At 66.0% G+C, this 19,231-nt stretch carries 18 protein-coding genes; 7 read left to right on the top strand and 11 right to left on the bottom strand.

What is annotated here, in order from left to right; all coding sequences use genetic code 11:
• Positions 1-13 precede the first annotated feature (13 nt).
• Positions 14-2,263: a ComEC/Rec2 family competence protein gene (locus WFP78_RS07150; RefSeq protein WP_473829049.1), complete on the top strand. Its 2,250-nt coding sequence runs from the start codon at positions 14-16 to the stop codon at positions 2,261-2,263.
• A 323-nt stretch (positions 2,264-2,586) separates the two neighbouring features.
• Here WFP78_RS07150 and lexA read toward each other — a convergent pair whose 3' ends face one another.
• Complete coding sequence (gene lexA / locus WFP78_RS07145; RefSeq protein ID WP_336960187.1) at positions 2,587-3,261, bottom strand: transcriptional repressor LexA; 675 nt, start codon at positions 3,259-3,261, stop codon at positions 2,587-2,589.
• Positions 3,262-3,414: 153 nt separating this feature from the next.
• On the opposite strand from lexA, the gene WFP78_RS07140 reads away from it, so the two are divergent.
• Positions 3,415-3,573, top strand: a complete 159-nt coding sequence (locus WFP78_RS07140; protein WP_336960185.1) for a hypothetical protein — start codon at positions 3,415-3,417, stop codon at positions 3,571-3,573.
• Positions 3,574-3,630: 57 nt separating this feature from the next.
• Here the strand turns inward: WFP78_RS07140 and WFP78_RS07135 are convergent, their stop codons facing one another.
• The 6 genes from WFP78_RS07135 to WFP78_RS07110 form a co-directional block, all read right to left on the bottom strand.
• Positions 3,631-4,815 (bottom strand): molybdopterin molybdotransferase MoeA, encoded by a 1,185-nt coding sequence (locus tag WFP78_RS07135; RefSeq protein ID WP_336960183.1) that lies wholly within the window; start codon positions 4,813-4,815, stop codon positions 3,631-3,633.
• Positions 4,816-4,834: 19 nt separating this feature from the next.
• Entirely contained in the window at positions 4,835-5,308 is a 474-nt protein-coding gene (gene moaC / locus WFP78_RS07130; RefSeq protein WP_336960181.1) for a cyclic pyranopterin monophosphate synthase MoaC, read from the bottom strand.
• A complete protein-coding gene (gene trpC / locus WFP78_RS07125; RefSeq protein ID WP_336960179.1) occupies positions 5,305-6,096 on the bottom strand; it encodes an indole-3-glycerol phosphate synthase TrpC in 792 nt (263 codons plus the stop codon). Before trpC ends, moaC begins: the two co-directional genes overlap by 4 nt.
• Positions 6,093-7,085 (bottom strand): anthranilate phosphoribosyltransferase, encoded by a 993-nt coding sequence (gene trpD, locus WFP78_RS07120; RefSeq protein WP_336960177.1) that lies wholly within the window; start codon positions 7,083-7,085, stop codon positions 6,093-6,095. The genes trpC and trpD overlap by 4 nt, the downstream gene beginning before the upstream one ends.
• 95 nt (positions 7,086-7,180) lie before the next feature.
• Positions 7,181-7,765, bottom strand: a complete 585-nt coding sequence (locus tag WFP78_RS07115; protein WP_336960175.1) for an anthranilate synthase component II — start codon at positions 7,763-7,765, stop codon at positions 7,181-7,183.
• Between the two features lie 162 nt (positions 7,766-7,927).
• Positions 7,928-8,395, bottom strand: coding sequence for an Hsp20 family protein (locus WFP78_RS07110; RefSeq protein ID WP_336960173.1), 468 nt, complete (start codon positions 8,393-8,395; stop codon positions 7,928-7,930).
• Positions 8,396-9,011: 616 nt separating this feature from the next.
• Between WFP78_RS07110 and WFP78_RS07105 the strand changes: the two genes are divergently transcribed.
• Genes WFP78_RS07105 through WFP78_RS07095 form a run of 3 tightly spaced genes read left to right on the top strand, consistent with a single transcriptional unit; the run spans position 9,012 to position 11,405 of the window.
• Entirely contained in the window at positions 9,012-10,262 is a 1,251-nt protein-coding gene (locus WFP78_RS07105; protein ID WP_336960171.1) for a lipoprotein-releasing ABC transporter permease subunit, read from the top strand.
• Positions 10,255-10,926 (top strand): ABC transporter ATP-binding protein, encoded by a 672-nt coding sequence (locus WFP78_RS07100; RefSeq protein ID WP_336960169.1) that lies wholly within the window; start codon positions 10,255-10,257, stop codon positions 10,924-10,926. The genes WFP78_RS07105 and WFP78_RS07100 overlap by 8 nt, the downstream gene beginning before the upstream one ends.
• A complete protein-coding gene (locus WFP78_RS07095; protein WP_336960167.1) occupies positions 10,923-11,405 on the top strand; it encodes a glutathione peroxidase in 483 nt (160 codons plus the stop codon). Before WFP78_RS07100 ends, WFP78_RS07095 begins: the two co-directional genes overlap by 4 nt.
• 51 nt (positions 11,406-11,456) lie before the next feature.
• On the opposite strand, the gene WFP78_RS07090 is transcribed toward WFP78_RS07095, so the two are convergent.
• Positions 11,457-12,635, bottom strand: a complete 1,179-nt coding sequence (locus WFP78_RS07090) for a Yip1 family protein (RefSeq protein WP_336960165.1) — start codon at positions 12,633-12,635, stop codon at positions 11,457-11,459.
• A gap of 161 nt (positions 12,636-12,796) precedes the next feature.
• Between WFP78_RS07090 and dnaE the strand changes: the two genes are divergently transcribed.
• Positions 12,797-16,333 (top strand): DNA polymerase III subunit alpha, encoded by a 3,537-nt coding sequence (gene dnaE / locus WFP78_RS07085; protein WP_336960163.1) that lies wholly within the window; start codon positions 12,797-12,799, stop codon positions 16,331-16,333.
• A 145-nt stretch (positions 16,334-16,478) separates the two neighbouring features.
• Here dnaE and WFP78_RS07080 read toward each other — a convergent pair whose 3' ends face one another.
• Entirely contained in the window at positions 16,479-17,546 is a 1,068-nt protein-coding gene (locus WFP78_RS07080) for a PA0069 family radical SAM protein (protein WP_336960339.1), read from the bottom strand.
• A gap of 96 nt (positions 17,547-17,642) precedes the next feature.
• On the opposite strand from WFP78_RS07080, the gene WFP78_RS07075 reads away from it, so the two are divergent.
• Positions 17,643-18,146 (top strand): YbjN domain-containing protein, encoded by a 504-nt coding sequence (locus WFP78_RS07075; RefSeq protein WP_336960162.1) that lies wholly within the window; start codon positions 17,643-17,645, stop codon positions 18,144-18,146.
• Positions 18,147-18,159: 13 nt separating this feature from the next.
• Here the strand turns inward: WFP78_RS07075 and WFP78_RS07070 are convergent, their stop codons facing one another.
• Together WFP78_RS07070 and moaB are read right to left on the bottom strand one after the other, a co-directional pair.
• Positions 18,160-18,684, bottom strand: a complete 525-nt coding sequence (locus WFP78_RS07070) for a GrpB family protein (RefSeq protein ID WP_336960160.1) — start codon at positions 18,682-18,684, stop codon at positions 18,160-18,162.
• On the bottom strand, positions 18,684-19,211 hold the full coding sequence (gene moaB, locus WFP78_RS07065) for a molybdenum cofactor biosynthesis protein B (protein WP_336960158.1): 528 nt from the start codon (positions 19,209-19,211) through the stop codon (positions 18,684-18,686). Before moaB ends, WFP78_RS07070 begins: the two co-directional genes overlap by 1 nt.
• Between the last annotated feature and the right edge of the window lie 20 nt (positions 19,212-19,231).

Below are 19,231 nucleotides of genomic sequence, written 5' to 3'. Positions count from 1 at the left end.
TCGCCCCCCTAGCATGGCTTTTCGGCCACGACAAACCTCTGCTGATATTGCCGCGACGAAGGTCGTAACGCGCCCCTTCGGGAGCGGGGGCGTGGCCGCGGATATCGGGCGATGGCGCGCCCTTGCGCGGCGCATTGCCGATGCGATCGAGGGATGGCTGGAAGGGGAGCGGGAGCAGGTCGCGCTCTGGGTGCCGGTGACGATGGGCATGGGCATCGCCGCCTGGTTTGTCCTGCCGGATCGCTGGGGCTGGGCGGGCTGGATCATGGTGTGCGCAATGGTTGCCGCGCTGGGCCTGTTGCTGCCGCAGGGCGGTCGGTTGCGGCATATCTGCGTGCGTGCCGGATTGCTCGCCGGCCTTGGCTGCCTGCTGGTCTGGGGCAAGGCGATATGGGTGGGCGAGCCGCCCCTTGCGCGCGCGATGTTCACCGAGGTGCGCGGGGAGGTGATCGGCGTCGCGCCGGTGCCGGCACAGGGCATGGCGCGCCTGATCCTGGCCCCGCGCGATCGTCCCGATCTGCCGCGGCGCATCCGGCTGAACCTGATGGACAACGATGCGCCGGCCGATATTGGCGCGGGGGCGGTGATACGGGTGCGGGCGCGGCTGATGCCGCCTGCGCCTCCGGCGGTGCCGGGCGCCTATGATTTTGCGGCGCGCGCCTATTTCATGGGGATCGGGGCGACGGGGCGGGCGGTGCCGCCGGTGCTGGTGGAGCGCCCGGCGGCCTCCACCGTCGCGCCGGTCAGGCAGCGCCTGTCCGAGCATATCCGCACCCGGCTGTCGGGTGGCGAGGGGGGCATCGCCACTGCGCTGGCCACGGGCGATCAGGGCGCGATCAGCGAGGCGGATGCCGATGCCATGCGGCGCAGCGGCCTGGCGCATCTGCTGTCGATCAGCGGCCTGCATGTGACGGCGCTGGTCGGCGCGGCGATCTTCATCGTCTTCCGGCTGCTGGCGCTGCCGCCGCGACTGGCGTTGCATGCGCCGCTGATGCTGATCTCGGCGGGGGCGGGCGCGCTGGCGGGCATCGGCTATACGCTGTTGACGGGCGCGGAGGTGCCCACGGTGCGATCATGCGTGGCCGCGCTGCTGGTGCTCGGGGCGCTGGCATTGGGGCGGGAGGCGATCACGCTGCGGCTTGTCGCGGCGGGTGCCATATTCGTCCTGATCTTCTGGCCCGATGCGCTTGTCGGCCCCAGCTTCCAGATGAGCTTTGCGGCCGTGACCGCCATCATTGCCTTGTCCGAAATGCGCTGGTTCCGCGCGCTGACGATGGCGCGTGACGAAGGCTGGATACGCAAGTTCGGGCGGAATATCCTTGGCCTGCTGCTGACGGGCGCGGCCGTGGAACTGGTGCTGGCGCCGATCGCGCTGTTCCATTTTCACAGGGCGGGCATGCTGGGGTCGCTGGCCAATCTTGTCGCCATTCCGCTCACCACCTTCGTCGTCATGCCGTTCGAGGCGATAGCCCTGCTGCTGGATGTGGCGGGGCTGGGCGCGCCGGCATGGTGGATCGTGGGCAAGGCGTTGTCGCTGTTGCTGGCCATCGCCCATATGGTCGCCGCCTTGCCGGGGGCGGTCGCGCTGGCGGCGCCTTTTCCCGGCTGGGTTTTCGCCGTGACGATGGCGGGGCTGCTCTGGTGCCTGCTCTGGCGCGGCCGGCTGCGATGGCTTGGGTTGGCGCCGGCCTTGATGGGCGCGCTGCTGATGGCATTCGCCCCGGCGCCCGATATCCTGGTGACAGGCGACGGCCGCCATCTTGCGATCCGCACGCCGGGCGGCATGGCGACGCTGCGCGACCGGGCGGGCGACTATGTCCGCGATACGCTGAGCGAAGCGGCGGGGGAGGAAGGGGAAATGCAGGCGCTCGCCACGCTCGACCGGGCGCGTTGCAACCCGGACCTGTGCGCCGTGACGGTGAAGGACGGCGCGGGGCGGGGCTGGCGCCTGCTCGCCACGCGCAGCGCGACCCATGTCGATGCCGGCGCGCTGATCCGCGCCTGTGCCATGGCGGACATCGTCGTCAGCGATCGCGGGCTTCCGCGCGCCTGCCGCCCCGGCTGGCTGAAGCTGGACCGCTGGGCGCTGTCACGCAGCGGCGGCGTGGCGCTGTTCCTGCGTCAGGGCAGGGTGAGCACCGTCAGGCAGCAGGGCGACGCGCACCCATGGATCGCGCGGCCTTTCTATCGTAAGCGCGCCAGATCGCCCGGGAACATCCCGTCTTCGGGGCCCGTCTCCACAACTGTCGCGCCCGGGCATTGAAACGGTTCAGGAAAGGCGAACCCTCGCCGGCACCGGGCACCGGTGAGCGGCCCATATCCGCTCAGGAACAACCGCCCTTCAACTCGGATGGAGCCGTCGTCGCAGACGACCGCAGGGCAAAAGGGTGATTTTCGAGCACCGGCGCACAGAGCTTGAAACGAGGCCCATGCCTCGTTTCAACGCTTTGCAGGCCCGCACTGGGGCAATGTCGATATCGGTTCCAGAGCCGCGCTGCGTTACATCTGACGCAGGGCGCGTGCGCTCAGTCTTGTTGTCGCATCGCCTTTTGCGCAAAACCGGTTCCCACTTTTGCCCATGATCCCCTAGTTATAGCGGCGCAGCAATCCCGCTAGCTTGCCCTGGATGCGGACCTGACGGGCGTCGTAAATCTGCGGCTCATAAGCGCCATTGGCCGGATCGAGCCGGACCTGCTGCCCCTGGCGGCGGAAATATTTGAGCGTCGCTTCGCTGTCGTCGATCAGTGCGACGACGATCTGCCCGTCGCGCGCCACATCCGTCCGCTGGATCAGCGCGAAGTCGCCGTCCAGGATGCCGGCCTCCATCATGGAATCGCCGGAGACTTCCAGCGCATAATGGTCGCCCGCGCCCAGCAGCGCGGCGGGGACGGAGAGCATGTTCTGCCCCTCCATCGCCTCGATCGGCATGCCCGCGGCGATCCGGCCATGCAGGGGGATTTCGACCACATCGTTGGCGGCCATCGGAATGCGCGGCGCGGCAGGCGCGATGGACGGAATGGCAGGCGCCTTGTGCGCGCGATCCAGCGCGTCCGGAAGCTTGACCACCTCCAGCGCGCGCGCGCGGTTGGGCAGGCGCCGGATGAAGCCGCGTTCCTCCAGCGCGCTGATCAGGCGATGAATGCCCGATTTGGAGCGAAGATCGAGCGCCTCCTTCATCTCTTCGAACGAAGGCGACACGCCGTCTTCCTCCAGCCGGCGGTGGATGAAACTGAGCAGTTCCTGTTGCTTGGCCGTGAGCATGTTTATCACCATCATTGGAACGGATGGGGAACACTTAGGAAACACAAGGGGGCAAGTCAAGCGTTCAGCGGTTCGTCGCTTTTGGGGGAACGAAGCGACCCGCTTCCGGTTTTTCCACCGTCCCCGCAAGAGAGGACAGATGAGGAGAGTGACATGGCGAACCAGCAGAAACAGAATCCGGGCAAGGAGCAGCGCCGGGGCCAGCAGGGCAGCGCCGATCGCAATCGCCAGCAGGAACAGGAAGGCAAGCAGGGCCAGATGGGCGACGAGCGTCGGCAGGACAAGGCGCCCGGCCGCGGCCAGCAGCATTGAAGCGCCTTCGCACAAGGGAAAGGGGTCGCCTTCGCGGCCCCTTTTCTTGTGGTCGCATCAGCGGATGGGGATGATCGTCACCGGCTCTCCGGCGGGGGCCGGCCACCCGTTGGCCGGGCGCAGGATCAGGCAATCGGCCATCGCCAGCATCCGCGTCGCCGCGCTGTCCTGCACCGGCAGCGGCCATACCCGGTCGCCGTCGCTGCGGCCGCGCACATAATCGTCGCGCACCGTCACCGGCGGCATGTCTTCGCCCAATCGAGCCGTGCGCGACAAGGGCAGCGGCTGCGCGCAGCCCGACAGATGGCGGAGCAGCGGCATCAGGAACAAGGTGCCCGTGACGAAGGCGGAAACCGGATTGCCCGGCAGGCCCAGGAAGATGCAGGGACCATTTGTGCCGGCGATCAGCGGCTTGCCCGGCCGCATCGCGATCCGCCAGAAATCCAGCGTGCCGCCGGCCGCTTCGAAGGCGGGGCGAACAAGGTCGTGATCGCCAACCGACGCGCCGCCCGTGGTCACGACGACATCGGCGCGGCTTGCGGCGGCAAAGGCGGCGGTCAGCGCCGGCAGATCGTCGCGCACGATGCCCAGATCCTCGACATCGCACGGGAGCGCGGCGAGCATGGCGCGCAGCATCACGGCATTGGAAGAGGGCAGCTTGCCCGCCGGCACGGGCGCGCCGGGTGGCACCAGCTCGTCGCCTGTGGATATCAGCGCGACACGGGGCCGCCGCCGCACGGGCAATGTGCCATGGCCCGCCAGCACGGCCAGCGAGAGCGTGGCGGGGGTGAGCGCATCGCCGGCGGCGAGCAGGGGCTGCCCTTCGCGAAAATCGGACCCTTTGGGGCGGACATGCTTGCCGGCCGTCGCCGGTCCTTCGCCGGTCAGTGTCACGACATCGCCGGCGCGGGCGACATCTTCCTGCACGACGATGCAATCGCCACCCGGCGGCAGCGGCGCGCCGGTGAAGATGCGCACCGCTTCGCCAGCACCGATGGGGGGAGGCAGGGCGCCGCCCGCGGCGCTCTGGCCGATCATGCGCCATGGCCCCGGCAAGTCGGCCGCGCGCACCGCATAGCCGTCCATCGCCGAAAGATCGGCCCAGGGCTGGTCCCGGCGGGCAAGGACATCCTGCGACAGCCAGCGGCCGATGCAGTCGCCGAGCGGCATCTCTTCGGCGGGCAGCGGCGCGGCCAGCGAAAGGAGGCGGGCCTGCGCCTGCGCGACCGGCATCAGGCCCATGGCATGGCCGTCCCGTCCATCATGCCGGCGCGCGCCAGTCGCCGGATTTTCCGCCCGACTTCGCGATCAGGCGCACGCCGCCGATCACCATGGCCTTGTCCAATGCCTTGGCCATGTCGTAAATGGTGAGCAGCGCGACGGACACGGCCGTCATCGCCTCCATCTCCACGCCGGTCTGCGCGGCCGTGCGGGCAGTCGCGCAAACAGCGACGCCCGTGCCGTCCAGCGTGAAGTCCACGGTGACGCCGCTCAGCGGCAGGGGATGGCACAGCGGGATCAGGGTCGCGGTCTGCTTGGCCGCCATGATACCGGCCACTCGCGCGACGGCCAGCACATCGCCTTTCTGCACAAGTCCCTGGGCGATGGCGCTGGTGGCCTCGGCGCTCATCTCGATGCGGCCGGTGGCGGTCGCTTCCCGCACCGTGGTCGCCTTGGCCGACACATCGACCATGCGGGCCGCCCCGTCCGCGTCGAGATGGGTGAGTTTACTCATGCGCCGGTCAGCAACAGTCGGGTCGCGGCCTCCACATCGGGTTGCCGCATCAGCGCCTCGCCCACCAGGAAGCAGCGCACGCCATGCCGGGCCATCGCATCCAGATCGGCATGGGAGCCAAGGCCGCTTTCGGCGACGAAGGTGCAGCCCTGCGGCGCATGGCCGACCAGTTCGTAGGTGCGGGCGAAATCGACCGTGAAGTCGCGCAGGTCGCGGTTGTTGACGCCGATCAGGCGCGAGCGCAGCTTGAGCGCGCGTTCCAGTTCCTGCGCATCATGCACCTCGACCAGGACATCCATGCCGAGGCCGAGCGCGGCATCCTCGATTTCGGCCATCTGCCCGTCGTCCAGCGCGGCGACGATGATGAGGATGGCGTCGGCGCCGATGGCCCGCGATTCCAGCACCTGCCAGGGATCGACCATGAAATCCTTGCGCAGTACCGGCAGGGCGCAGGCGGAACGCGCCGCCATCAGATAATCGTCATGCCCCTGGAAATAGGGCATGTCGGTCAGCACCGATAGGCAGGCCGCGCCCGCCGCCTGATAGGCAACGGCATGGGCCGGCGGATCGAAGTCCGGGCGGATCAATCCTTTGGAAGGGCTTGCCTTCTTGATCTCCGCGATCAGGCCGTAGCCCGAGCGCGCGGCCGCATCCAGCGCCATGCGGAAGCCGCGGGGCATGCTCTGTTCGGATGCGCGGGCATGGAGGGACGCGACGGTGGTCGCGGCCTTGCGGCGCACCACGTCCTCGCGCTTGAAGGCACAGATTTCGGTCAGCTTGTTGGTCATTGATAGGCAATCCAGCAATTGAGCAGCGCGTTGGCAAGGCCCTTGTCGATGGCTTCGGCGGCATCCTCCGCGCCTTCACGCAGATCGTGCGCGGCCCCGGCGACGACAAGGGCGGCGGCGGCATTGAAAATCACCGCATCCCGATAGGCGCCCGGTTCGCCGAGCAGCAGCGCGCGCAGAGCCGCGGCATTATGCGCGGGGTCGCCGCCGCGAATGGCGTCCAGCGGGTGGGTCGGCAGGCCCGCATCGACGGCGGACCAGCGACGCATCGCCACGATGCCGTCGGCGGTCACGTCCGCAATGTCATTGCCGCCCGCGAGCGACAGTTCGTCCAGCCCCTCGTCCCCCGAAACGACCATCGCCCGGTCGACGCCCAGTTCGCACAATGCCTCCGCGTAAATGGGCACATAGGCCGGGCGGGCGATGCCGATCAGTTGCCGGCGGACCCCGGCGGGATTGGCGAGCGGCCCCATCAGGTTGAAGATGGTGCGACGGCCGATCGCCCTGCGGATGGGGCCGAGCCGTTTCAGCGCCGGATGGTGATCCTGCGCGAAGAGGAAGCAGATGCCGATATCGGCAAGGCTGCGCTCGGCGCGCGCCGCCGCCTTTGTGAGGTCGAGGCCCAGCGCCTCCAGCGTATCGGCCGCGCCCGCCCTGGACGATGCCGCGCGGTTGCCATGCTTGGCGACCGGCACGTCGCAGGCGGCAACCACCAGGCTGACGGCGGTGGACACGTTCAGCGTATGGTGCCCGTCGCCGCCGGTGCCGCAAACGTCGATGGCGCCGGGCGGGGCGGCAATGGCGATCATCCGCGCGCGCATGGCCCGCGCGGCGGCGGCGATCTCCGTCGCGGTCTCCCCACGCTCGCTCATGGCGATCAGGAAGGCGGCGATCTCCTCATCGGACGGGGTGCCGTCGAGCAATGCCGCAAAGGCTGCCGCGGCTTCGTCCGCATCGAGCGGTCGGGACGGGTCGGGAAGAAGAGCCATGGCGCGGCCTTAGCCACAGCAGGCCGCCCGAGTCGAGGGGGGAAGGCGAGTTGAGAGGCAGGGCGGTTATCGGTCGCCCCTATCGCCCGCTCACGTCAGGCGCGTTCGCGCACCTTCATGCCGGCCAGCGTCATGAAATTGGCCAGCATCTCATGCCCATGTTCGGTGGCGATGCTTTCCGGGTGGAACTGTACCGAATGGATCGGCAGGGTCGCATGGCGGAAGGCCATGACCGATCCGTCGTCGCTGGTCGCGTTGACGATCAGGCAGTCCGGAATATCCTCCACGATCAGCGAATGATAGCGCGTCGCGATGAAGGGGGAGGGGATGCCCCTGAACAGGCCGGTGCCGTCATGGCGGACGGGGGATGTCTTGCCGTGCATCAGCCCGCCGCGCACCACCTTGCCACCGAAATGCTGGCCGATCGCCTGATGGCCCAGGCACACGCCCAGCAACGGCTTGCCCGCCTCGGCGCAGGCGGCGACCAGATCCAGGCTGATCCCCGCTTCATTGGGGGTGCAGGGGCCGGGGGAGAGCAGGAATGCCTGCGCGCCCGAAGACATGGCCTGTCCCGCCGACATGGCGTCGTTGCGGACCACCTCGACCTCTGCCCCCAGTTCCATCAGATAATGGACGAGGTTCCAGGTGAAGCTGTCATAATTGTCGATGACGAGGATCATGACGCTTCTCCTATTGCGCCCGCGTGCCGATGGCCAGTGGATATTGCGGCTGGAGGGGCCTGTCGGATATCAAAAAGTCGGGCATCAAAAAGGGGAGCCGGAAGACCGGCTCCCCCAAAGCGTATCGCTGGCCCAGGGAAGGGTGGGGCCAGCGCCTTCTCGTTACGCCGCGTCGCGATTGGCGATGCCGAGGTCGAGAAGCTGACCGCCGTTGATGGCGATCTTCTTGGGCCTCATCGCCTCGGGCACTTCGCGCACCAGTTCGATGATCAGCAGGCCGTCGGAAAGATCGGCCTTTTCCACCCGCACGAAATCGGCAAGCTCGAATCGCCGCTCGAAGCTGCGGTTGGCGATGCCGACATGCAGGAACTTGCTGCGATCGGCGCCGTTCTGCTCTTCCTTGCGGCCAGTCACCTGCAGCAAATTCTGCTGGGCGGTGATCTCCAGCTCGTCGGAACGGAAGCCGGCCACGGCCAGGGTCACGCGATAGCGATCCTCGGACAGGCGCTCGATATTGAAGGGGGGGTAATTGTCACCCTGTGCCGCGCGCGCATTGCTCTCGATCAGGTCGAACAGACGGTCGAAGCCGACGGTCGAGCGGCGATAGGGGGTAAGGTCGAAACCACGCATGTCATAATCTCCATGACGAAGCAGAATGATGTACCGGACCCTGTGAGGCGCCCGATATGCACTTGTTATCCAACCCCAAGATGGCAGCTGGATGACGTCGATATGGTTGGGCTTTTTCGCCTTTCAAGAGGGGCGATGACGGGCGCGCGCATCCGGCGCCGTCATGTGCCAGTGACGACATGTGCCAGAGCAGTCAGGTGCCAAGGCAGTCATGCGATTGTCATGCAGTGTGACTAGGGCCGAGCGGCATTCAGCGCATGCGGGCCCGGTCGTGCTGCATGGCGAGATCGGCCCTGGCTGGAAACATAAGCGCCCGGACCGTTGCCGATCCGGGCGCCGATGGACGATTGCTCGTCTCCCCCTCGGTACCGCGTCGACCAACCCCTAGCCCCCATGCTCGGGATCGGGACTGCGGTGTCCCTGAACCACGGCCGTTTTTGCCTGTGTTCCGGTGATATTGCTATGGCGACACGGGCGGGCTGTCACTGCCAAAGTGAGCAATCGATTCATTTTGAATACATGCTGTGCCAATTAGGCAACAGCGCCGCACAGCTTGCCTGAACCGGGCACCCCGCCTAGGACCGCCAGGCATTTTCCGGAGGTTACACGAGCCTGTATGATTCTTTCGCGCTACGAGCGGATGATTTCAAAACGCTACCTCCTGCCGGGGAAAGGCGAGGGCTTCATCTTCCTGGTTGCCGGCATCAGCCTGGTGGCGGTGATGCTGGGCGTGGCCGCGCTCATCATCGTCATGAGCGTGATGAACGGCTTTCGCGCCGAACTTTTCGAAAAGATCGTGGGGCTTAACGGCCATGCCGTGGTGCAGGGCTATGGCGGGCGATTGCCGGACTGGCAGTCGATCCTGCGGGAAGCCAAGGCGACTCCGGGCGTCACCAGCGCGACCCCGCTGATCGAGCAGCCGCTGCTCGGCAATTATGACGGGCGGGTCGAGGCGGTGCTGGTGCGCGGCATGACCGTCGACGACATTCGCGACAACCCGACGATCAGGGAGAAGCTGGTCGCCGGCAGCCTCGATTCGCTGACGGCGGGGAGCGGCAAGGTCGCCATCGGCGTGCGGCTGGCCGAAAATCTGGGCGTGTCGGTGGGCCAGCGGATCAGCATCATCAACCCGGCGGGGCGCGCGACGCCCTTCGGCACGGTGCCGCGGGAGATCAGCTATGAGGTGGGCGCGATCTTCGAGGTCGGCGTCTATGATTATGACAAGGCCTTCGTCATCATGCCGATGCAGGATGCGCAGACCCTGCTGCTGCTGGGCGATGTCGTCGGCATGATCGAGGTCGAGACGACCAATGCCGACCAGGTCCAGTCCATTCTCGCGCCGCTGGCCAAGAAGGTGGAGGGCCGCGCGGTTGTCACCGACTGGCGGCAGATGAACGCATCCCTGTTCGAGGCGCTGGCGGTCGAGCGGGTGGCGATGTTCGTCGTGCTGTCCATCATCGTGCTGGTGGCGGTGTTCAACATCCTCTCCTCGCTCATCATGCTGGTGCGGGCGAAGACGCGGGACATCGCGATCCTGCGGACCATGGGCGCCTCGCGAGCGGGCCTGCTCAAGATCTTCATGACCGTGGGGATCACCATCGGCACGCTGGGCATGCTGGCGGGCATGGTGCTGGGCTTCACCTTCCTCTTCTTCCGGCAGTCGATGGTCAATGCCATCCAGTTCGTGACCGGGCAGAATCTGTGGGACCCTTCCATCCGTTTCCTGACCGAGCTGCCGTCGAAGCCGGACCCGGTGGAAATCGCCATCATCTGCGTCATGGCGCTGGTCTTCAGCTTCCTCGCCACGTTGTACCCGGCCTTCAAGGCTGCCAATACCGATCCCGTGCAGGTGCTGCGCTATGAATGACATCCTTGCCGTATCGGGCCTGTGCCGCAGCTTCACCCAGGGCGGCGAAACCATCGACGTGCTGCGCGGTGTCGACCTGTCGGTCGCGCCGGGGGAGATCGTGGCGCTGCTCGGCCCGTCGGGTTCGGGCAAGTCGACCTTGCTGCAGGCGGTCGGGCTGCTGGAAGGCGGCTTTGAAGGCTCCATCATGATCCAGGGCGAGGAGGCCGCGCATCTGGGCAATGATGGGCGCACCCGGTTGCGGCGGGACGCGCTGGGCTTTGTCTACCAGTTCCACCATCTGCTGCCGGATTTCAACGCGGTGGAAAATGTCATCCTGCCGCAGATGATCCGCAACGCGACCATGGCCGATGCGCGCGCGCGGGCGGTGTCGCTGCTGACCTCACTCGGCCTGGCGCACCGGCTGGAGCATCGGCCGAGCCAGCTTTCGGGCGGCGAGCAGCAGCGCGTCGCCGTTGCCCGCGCGCTCGCCAACCGTCCCGCACTGGTGCTGGCGGACGAGCCGACCGGCAATCTGGATGAGCGGACCGCCGACATCGTGCTCGGCGAATTCCTGCGGCTGGTGCGGGATGAGGGATCGTCGGCGCTGGTCGCGACCCATAATGAGCGGCTGGCGGCGAAGATGGACCGGGTCGTGAGGCTGCACGAAGGCGTCCTCCAGTGACGGGGATCGCCGACTTCACCGTGAAGCGGGCGGACGGGACGCCCGAGCCCCTTGCCGATCATGTCGGCCGCGTGCTGCTGATCGTCAACACCGCCAGCAAATGCGGTTTCACGCCGCAATATGCCGGGCTGGAGGCGCTGCATCGCCGCTATCACGACCGGGGGCTGGATATCCTTGCCTTCCCCTGCAACCAGTTCGGCGCGCAGGAACCGGGTAATGCAGAGGAAATCGCGGATTTCTGTTCGCTGACCTATGATGTCGGCTTTCCCGTGCTGGCCAAAATCGCCGTGAACGGGCCGGAGGCCGACCCGCTCTTTGCCTGGCTGAAGGGGCAGGCGCCGGGCCTGCTGGGTTCGCGGCGGATCAAGTGGAACTTCACCAAATTCCTTGTCGGGCGGGACGGCACGGTCGCGGGCCGGTTCGCGCCCACGGTGACGCCGGAGGCGTTGGACGCGAGGATCGCTGCCCTGCTGGGCTGAGGAGCCGCGCTTTCCGGCGACGTTCCCCGACCCGTCAGCGCATTTGGCCATTCATTTGGCCATGGCTTCCAGCTTGTCGAGGCCCACGGCCGCGACGGCGGCCTTCAACTCGTCGACGCCGTTCGTATTGCCATTGGCTTCCACCATGAAGCGGTTGGCGACCGTGGTGGCATATTTGCCATCCTTTGCTTCATTGTCCCATTCTTCGGAGACCATGCGGCCGCCGATCGTCTGGGTCTTTTCATAGCCGGTGGCGGTCTGCTTGCTCGACTGCACGTTGAGCGCCGCGGCAAGGCCGCCCAGCGCCCCCATGGCCGCCATGTCGGTCACTTCCAGGCGGAAGCTCCTGTTGTCCCCCGCCTCATAGCGGGCGGAGGCATGGGCGCCGGCCGACATGCTGGCGCTCTCCGTTTCGGTGCGGGCATAGCCGCCGATGCGCGCCGGCAGCATGGCCTGCAGCGCGGCGGGGTTGACGGCGGCAGCCGGGGCGCCATTGGCGGAGGCTTCCATGCGCTTCGCCGCGACCTCCATCTGTCTGGACGCGTCGTTGAGCTTGCCCATGTCCACCGTGCCGACGCCCGGAACCTTCAGATTGCCCGATATTTCAGGCGATCCGCCCATCATGCCGCCCGCGAACATGCCGCCCACGGGCGCGGCGATGGCAGCGGCCAGCAGCGACAACACGACCGCCGCGATGATGGTGACGACGGTATAGCCCACCGCCTTTTCCTGCGGCGCCTTCATCAGCAGCGGCAGGCCGGTATAGAGCAGGTACAGGCTGTACAGGCCCAATATGCCGAGCATCGACAGGCTGGGGATCAGCGAGAAGATGCCGGCGAGCCACCCCGCCGTGGCCGAATAGGCCGCGACCTTGAATGCTTTCAGCCGGTCTTTCTGCCCGCCGAATGTCGGCGCCAGCGCGTCGATGATGAAGGCGAGGACGAACAGCCCGACCAGCGACAGCACATATTGGACGACAGCCATGCTGATCGCGCCCATCAGCGAGGGGCGCCATGAAATCCCCATCATGCCATAGCCGAACACTTGTCCGCCGATCAGGCCCGAAAGCGCCGGGATGGCGGCCAGGATCATCGCATAGCCGGTAAAGATGCCGCCGATGCTCGCGGGTTCGCCGTCGATTTTCGCCCATTCGCTCTTGGGCGTCATGATGATCGCCTTTGCGCGTTCAAGGATGGAGGATGGTGTGGATATCGGATCGCCTTCAGTCATGCGCCTTCTCCCTGTTTTGATTGGCAGGATTGGAGCACTTTAGGGGGGCGGACGCAATCGGGCTGTGCCGCGGGTCACAGCCGCGCGATCCGCGCCGCGACGGATGCCGGGCATGTCCTTCCGGCTTTGCCCGAATCATCCAAAGCGCCTAAGCTGCCGCGATGCCGCACGCGCCCTTTGTCCCGCTTCGTATCCTGTCCTCCTATACGATGCTGGAAGGCGCCATAGAACCCAAGGGGATCGCCAAGCAGGCCAAGGCGCTGGGTTTCCCCGCCGCCGCCCTTACCGATCGCAACGGCCTTTATGCCGCCATGGCCTTTTCCGACGCGTGCAAGGGCGAGGGAGTGCAGCCGGTCATCGGCACGATGCTGGGCGTCGCGCGGCCCGGACGGCCGCCGGGCGCGCCGCCGGTACATGACTGGATCGCGCTCTATGCGCAGGACATGGCCGGATATGAAAATCTGTGCGCGCTGGTGTCCATGGCCCATCTGGATCGGCCGCTGGAGGAGCAGCCGCATGTGACGCTGGACGCGATGGCCGGGCATACGGACGGGCTCATCGCGCTGACGGCGGGCGGCGAGGGCGCGCTCGCCCGGCTGTTCGCGGAGGACCAGCCCGATGCCGCGCTCGCCTATTGCGATCGGCTGCAAGCGCTGTTCCCCGACCGTCTCTATATCGAGATCGTGCGGCGCCTCGACCCCGTGGAGGGCAAGGCGGAACCGCACTTGCTCGATCTCGCCTATGACCGCGATCTGCCGCTGGTCGCGACCAACCCGACCTGTTTCACCGAGCCGGCTTTCCATGCCGCGCATGACGTGATGCTCTGCATCGCGGACGGCGCCTATGTCGACAATCCCGAACGCCGCACCAGCTCGCCCGACGCCTGGATGAAACATGCCGGCGAAATGAAGCGCCTGTTCGAGGATCTGCCGGAGGCGCTGGCGAACACGCTGGTCGTCGCCCAGCGCTGCGGCGTCGCTGCGCCGAAGCGCAAGCCGATCCTCCCCAGCCTTGCGGGCGACCGCGAGGGCGAGGAACGGCAGTTGCGCGATGATGCCGTGGTGGGGCTGGAGGCCCGGCTGGAACGCCTGGGCATCACGGACGAAGTGGCGCGCAAGCCCTATTTCGAGCGGCTGGCCTTCGAAACCGACATCATCATCCAGATGGGGTTCCCCGGCTATTTCCTGATCGTGGCCGACTTCATCAAATGGGCGAAGGATCAGGGGATTCCGGTGGGTCCGGGCCGTGGTTCGGGCGCGGGCTCGGTGGTCGCATGGGCGCTCACCATCACCGATCTCGATCCGTTGCAGCTGGGCCTGCTGTTCGAACGCTTCCTCAATCCCGAGCGCGTGTCGATGCCGGATTTCGACATCGACTTCTGCGAAACTCGGCGCGGCGAGGTGATCCGCTATGTGCAGGAGAAATATGGGCGCGACCATGTGGCCCAGATCATCACCTTCGGTAAGCTGAAGGCGCGCGCGGTGCTGAAGGACACCGGCCGCGTGCTGCAGATGAGCTATGGTCAGGTCGACCGGCTCGCCAAGCTGGTGCCTAATCACCCGACCGACCCCTGGACGCTCGAGCGGACGATGAACGGCATCTCCGAATTCGTGCAGGAATATAAGAGCGACGAGCAGGTCCGCCGCCTGATCGACTATGCGATGAAGCTGGAGGGCTTTCCGCGCCACAGTTCCACCCATGCGGCGGGCGTGGTGATCGGGGACCGGCCGCTCTCGCAACTGGTGCCGCTCTATCGCGATCCGCGATCCGACATGCCGGTGACGCAGTTCGACATGAAATATGTCGAGGGCGCGGGGCTGGTGAAGTTCGACTTCCTTGGCCTCAAGACGCTGTCGGTTTTGCAGAAGGCGGTGCAGTTGCTCGCCCGGCGCGGCGTGACGGTCGACCTCGACCTGCTCGCCTGGGATGACGAGGCGGTCTACGACCTGCTCCAGCGCGGTGACACCGTGGGCGTGTTCCAGCTGGAATCGGAGGGCATGCGCAAGACGCTGGCCGCCGTGCGCCCGACCAATTTCGGCGACATCATCGCGCTCGTCTCGCTCTACCGCCCCGGCCCGATGGACAATATCCCGATGTTCGGCCGTCGCAAGAACGGACAGGAAGAGATTGAATATCCTCATATTCTCCTGAAACCGATCCTCGAAGAAACCTATGGTATCTTCGTCTATCAGGAACAGGTGATGCAGGCCGCGCAGATATTGGCGGGCTATTCGCTGGGCGACGCCGACCTTCTGCGCCGCGCCATGGGCAAGAAGATCAAGGCGGAGATGGACGCGCAGCGCGAGCGCTTCGTGAAGGGCTGCGCGGCGAGCGATATCCCCAAGGCGAAAGCGAACGAGCTGTTCGACTTGATCGACAAGTTTGCCGGCTATGGCTTCAACAAGAGCCACGCGGCCGCCTATGCCCTTCTGGCCTATCACACGGCCTGGCTCAAAGCCCATTATCCGGCAGAATTTTATGCTGCATCAATGGCTTATGACATTCATTTGACAGACAAACTGACGGTGTTCGTCGATGATATGCGGCGCACCGGTATCCAATGCCTGGCGCCCGATATCAACGCCAGCGAGGCGGATTTTTCGGTCGCGCCGGCGGACGGCGGGGAAGGGCGCCTTGCCTTTGCCGTGCGCTACGCCCTGGGCGGCCTCAAGGGCGTGGGCGAAAAGGCGATGGAGGTGCTGGTCGCCGAGCGGGAGGCCCATGGCCCCTTCGAAAGCCTGGACGATTTTGCCGACCGGATCGAGCCGCGCCTGCTCAACCGCCGCCAATTGGAAAGCCTGGCCGCGGCCGGCGCCTTTGACGGCATCCATGAGGATCGCGCGGGCGTGCATTCCGCCGCCGAAACCATCCTGTCGGTCGCCGCGAGTGCGGCCGAAGCCCGGATCAGCGGGCAGGGCGGGCTTTTCGGCGGCGCGGAAATCTCGCATGCGGATGTCCACATCCCCCCCCATGCCAGCTGGACGGTCTCCGAGCGGATGGCGCAGGAAAAGGATGCCTTCGGCTTCTATTTCTCCGCCCATCCGGTCGACCGCTATCGCGCGATTGCCGAGGCGAAGGGCGCGCGCAGCTATGGCGCGATCTGCGCCCAGCCTGTGGCGGAGGGCGGCCGGGTGCTTGGCGTCATGGCGGCGATGGTGGAGGATGTGCGTTGGCGCGATACCCGGCGCGGCGGGCGCTATGTCGCGGCGACCTTCTCCGACAGCAGCGGGCAATTCCAGGCAAGCTGCTTCGACGAGGACGCCTGCAAGCTGATCGAGGCGATTGGCAAGGATGGCGAATGCGCGCTGTTGCAGGTGGAACTGGACCGCCAGCCGGGCGAGGAAACACCCCGCGTCACCGTGCGCGGCGTTCAGCCCTTCCGCGAGATTGCCAGTGCCTCCCGCATGGAACTCGTGCTGAATGTCGGCGACGCCTCGGCCGTGTCGGCGCTGGCCGAAATCCTGTCCGGCAGCAGGGGCGGGCGCAGCGAAGCATTTCTGCGCGCGCCGGTCGACGGCAATGGCGCGGCGCGGGTCTTCCTGGGCGATGATTTCATGATCGATGCCGAAACGATGGAGGCGCTGGGCGTCCTGCCCGGAGTCGAGATATTCAGCTTTGAACCCATGGCCGCCGCGCAGGATGGCTATCGTGCGCGCACGCGCCGGTCGAGCATCCGGATGGTGTCGTCACGAGGGTAGAGTGGCGGCATTGGCTCCGGTGTCTTACACTGAGCTGCATTGCATCTGATGCGAGTCATGTTCTATAATTAATTGATATTACATAATTTTATGAAAATATAATGTGCCGCTGCCAAGGCCGGTTTCCGCTTCTTCGCCCGATGCCCTAGAACAGCCGCAACTGGACGCCCTGCGGCGGGCGAAACAGGTCGGTGCGCAGGATCAGGCGCTCATGCTCCAGCCCATGTTTCCGCCGGGCCTTCCGGAAGCGCTGGCGGATCAGGTCCGACCACACGCCTTGTCCACGCATCCGCGATCTGAAATCGGGGTCATTGTCCCGTCCACCACGGATATCGCGGATGATGGCCATGACCTTGCCGGCCCGATCGGGATAATGGGTTTCCAGCCAGGCGCGGAACAGCGGCGCGACTTCGTGCGGCAGGCGGACCGGAATGAAGGAGACGCCGCGCGCCCCGGCCTCCGCCACGCGTTCGACGATATGCTCGATCTCATGATCGGTAATCGCGGGAATGATGGGCGAGATGCAGGCGTGGACCGGAATGCCCGCCTCCGTCAGCCTTGCGATGGCCGCGATCCGCCTTTCGGGATGCGGCGCGCGCGGCTCAAGGGTGCGCGCAATCGCCGGGTCCAGGCTCGTCACCGATATGCCGATGGCGACGAGCCCATCTGCCGCCATGGCGGAGAGCAGGTCGACATCCCGCAGGACGCGGTCGGACTTGGTCGTGATCATCAGGGGATGGCGGCATTCCGCCAGGATTTCAATGCACTGCCGGGTGATCTTCCATTCCCGTTCGATCGGTTGATAGGGGTCGGTATTGGTGCCCATGGCGATGGGCGCGGGGGCATAGCCGGGCGCCATCAATTCGGCGCGCAGCAGCTTGGCGGCGTCGGGCTTGGCAAACAGCCGGGTTTCGAAATCCAGGCCCGGCGACAGATCGTGAAAGGCATGGGTAGGGCGTGCAAAGCAGTAGATGCAGCCATGCTCGCAACCGCGATAGGCATTGATCGAGCGATCGAAAGCGATATCGGGCGATCGGTTGCGGCTGATGATCGTGCGGGGGTGTTCGACGGTGACGTGGGTTCGGGGCTTGGGCCGTGGACCGTCTATGCCCTCAAGCGCGTCGAGCCAGTCGCCATCGGCCTCCCGCGCGGGCAGGGCGAAGCGATTGCTGGTTGCGTTTTCGGTTGCGCCTCTTCCCTTCCACATGGCCATGGCGGGATTAGAACATAACAAGAACATCTTGACAAGGCCGGATGCCCGCGCGAGGAGATTTTCCATATAGGGGCCACATTGGGGGGAGTGTAGGACATGATCGGCAAGACTCTTGTGGCCGCTGGCCTGGCGATGCTGACGCTGGTGGCGCCATCTGCGGCTCATGCGGCGGACAAGGAGACATGCGGCGCTGGCCTGATCTGCGCCAGCGACCCCAAGACCATCGTGGATGCGCTGATGGCGGCGGGTTACAAGGCCAAGCTCGGCAAGGATAATCAGGGCGATCCGAAGATCGAAAGCGCGGCGAGCGGCTATAATTTCACCATCTATTTCTACGATTGCGAGGAAGGGAAGAACTGCGCCGCCATCCAGTTCCAGGTAAGTTTCAGCGATGATGGCAAGAACACGCTGGAGCTGGCCAATAGCTGGAACCGGACCAAGCGCTTCATGCAGATGGCCGTGCAGGAGGATAAGGGCCTGCGCGTCTGTTACGACCTCACCACGGTGGGCGGCCTCAACCAGAAGAATTTCGCCGATGTGGTGGATTGGTGGGCGGTGATGCTCAACGAACTCAACGGTTTCTTCAAGGAACAGGGCTGAACCGGGCCAGTCGTTACGCCTTGCCGGCGAGGGTCACGAAATCGGTCTTCCCGTCGGTATAGGCCCGGCGGCTGCCGGCATTGGCGGCCAGATCATGCTTGAGCGCGCGATAGGCGTCGCGCAGCGCCGGGTCGGCGCGCAGGCGATCGCGGAACCGCAGCGTTCTGAACCATTCATCGCTTTCGAATAGCGCGATATGCGCGAAGAAGGTGCGGATGGTGCCCCGGGCGTAGAGATGATGGTCCGGGATGCCATGGTCCGTCACCAGATCATAGCCGAGCGCCGCGAATGTGGGGCCGAAGCGCAGTCCGTCATCAAGATCGGCCACGCCGATCTGCATGTCGATGATCGGCTTGGCATCAAGGCCGGGGACCGCGGTGCTGCCATAATGTTCGATCGCCAGCGCCACCGGGCCGAGCGCGGCCATGATGCGGGTCGATTCTTCCACAAAGGCCCGTGCCCACAGCGGATTATGCGGCACCACGCGAACATCGCCCTGCGCCAGCCCAAGCCCGTAGCGGGGATCGGGCGCGTCCATCACCGTTCCTTGAGCCGGGGCATCAGCTCGACGAAATTACATGGGCGCCAGCGGCTGTCGAGCTGGGTGACGAGAATATCGTCCCATCCGTCCCTGACCGCGCCGGTCGAACCCGGCAATGCGAAGATATAGGTGCCCCGCGCCACGCAGGCGGTCGCGCGCGATTGAATGGTGGAGGTGCCGATCTTCGCATAGCTCAGGTGGCGGAACAACTCGCCGAAACCGGGGATTTCCTTGTCCTGCACCTGTGCCAGCGCTTCGGGGGTCACATCCCGGCCAGTGACGCCCGTGCCGCCCGTGGTGATGATGCAATCGACCTGCGGATCGTCGATCCAGGCATGGAGGCGTGCGACGATGGCGGCGCGGTCGTCCTTCTCGATCCGCCGGTCGGCAAGCACATGGCCGGCCGCCGCGATCCGCTCCACCAGCGCGTCGCCCGATCGGTCTTCGGCAGGGCCGCGACTGTCGGATATCGTGAGCACTGCGATGCGGACGGGAATGAAGCTGATGCTGTCGTCGATGGGCATGCCAAATCTATGCGCGCCGG

This window comes from Sphingobium aquiterrae (assembly GCF_037154135.1).
Taxonomy (GTDB): Bacteria; Pseudomonadota; Alphaproteobacteria; order Sphingomonadales; family Sphingomonadaceae; genus Sphingobium; species Sphingobium aquiterrae.
Note: the sequence above shows the minus strand (reverse complement) of the source record. Positions and strands in the feature narration are given on the sequence as shown.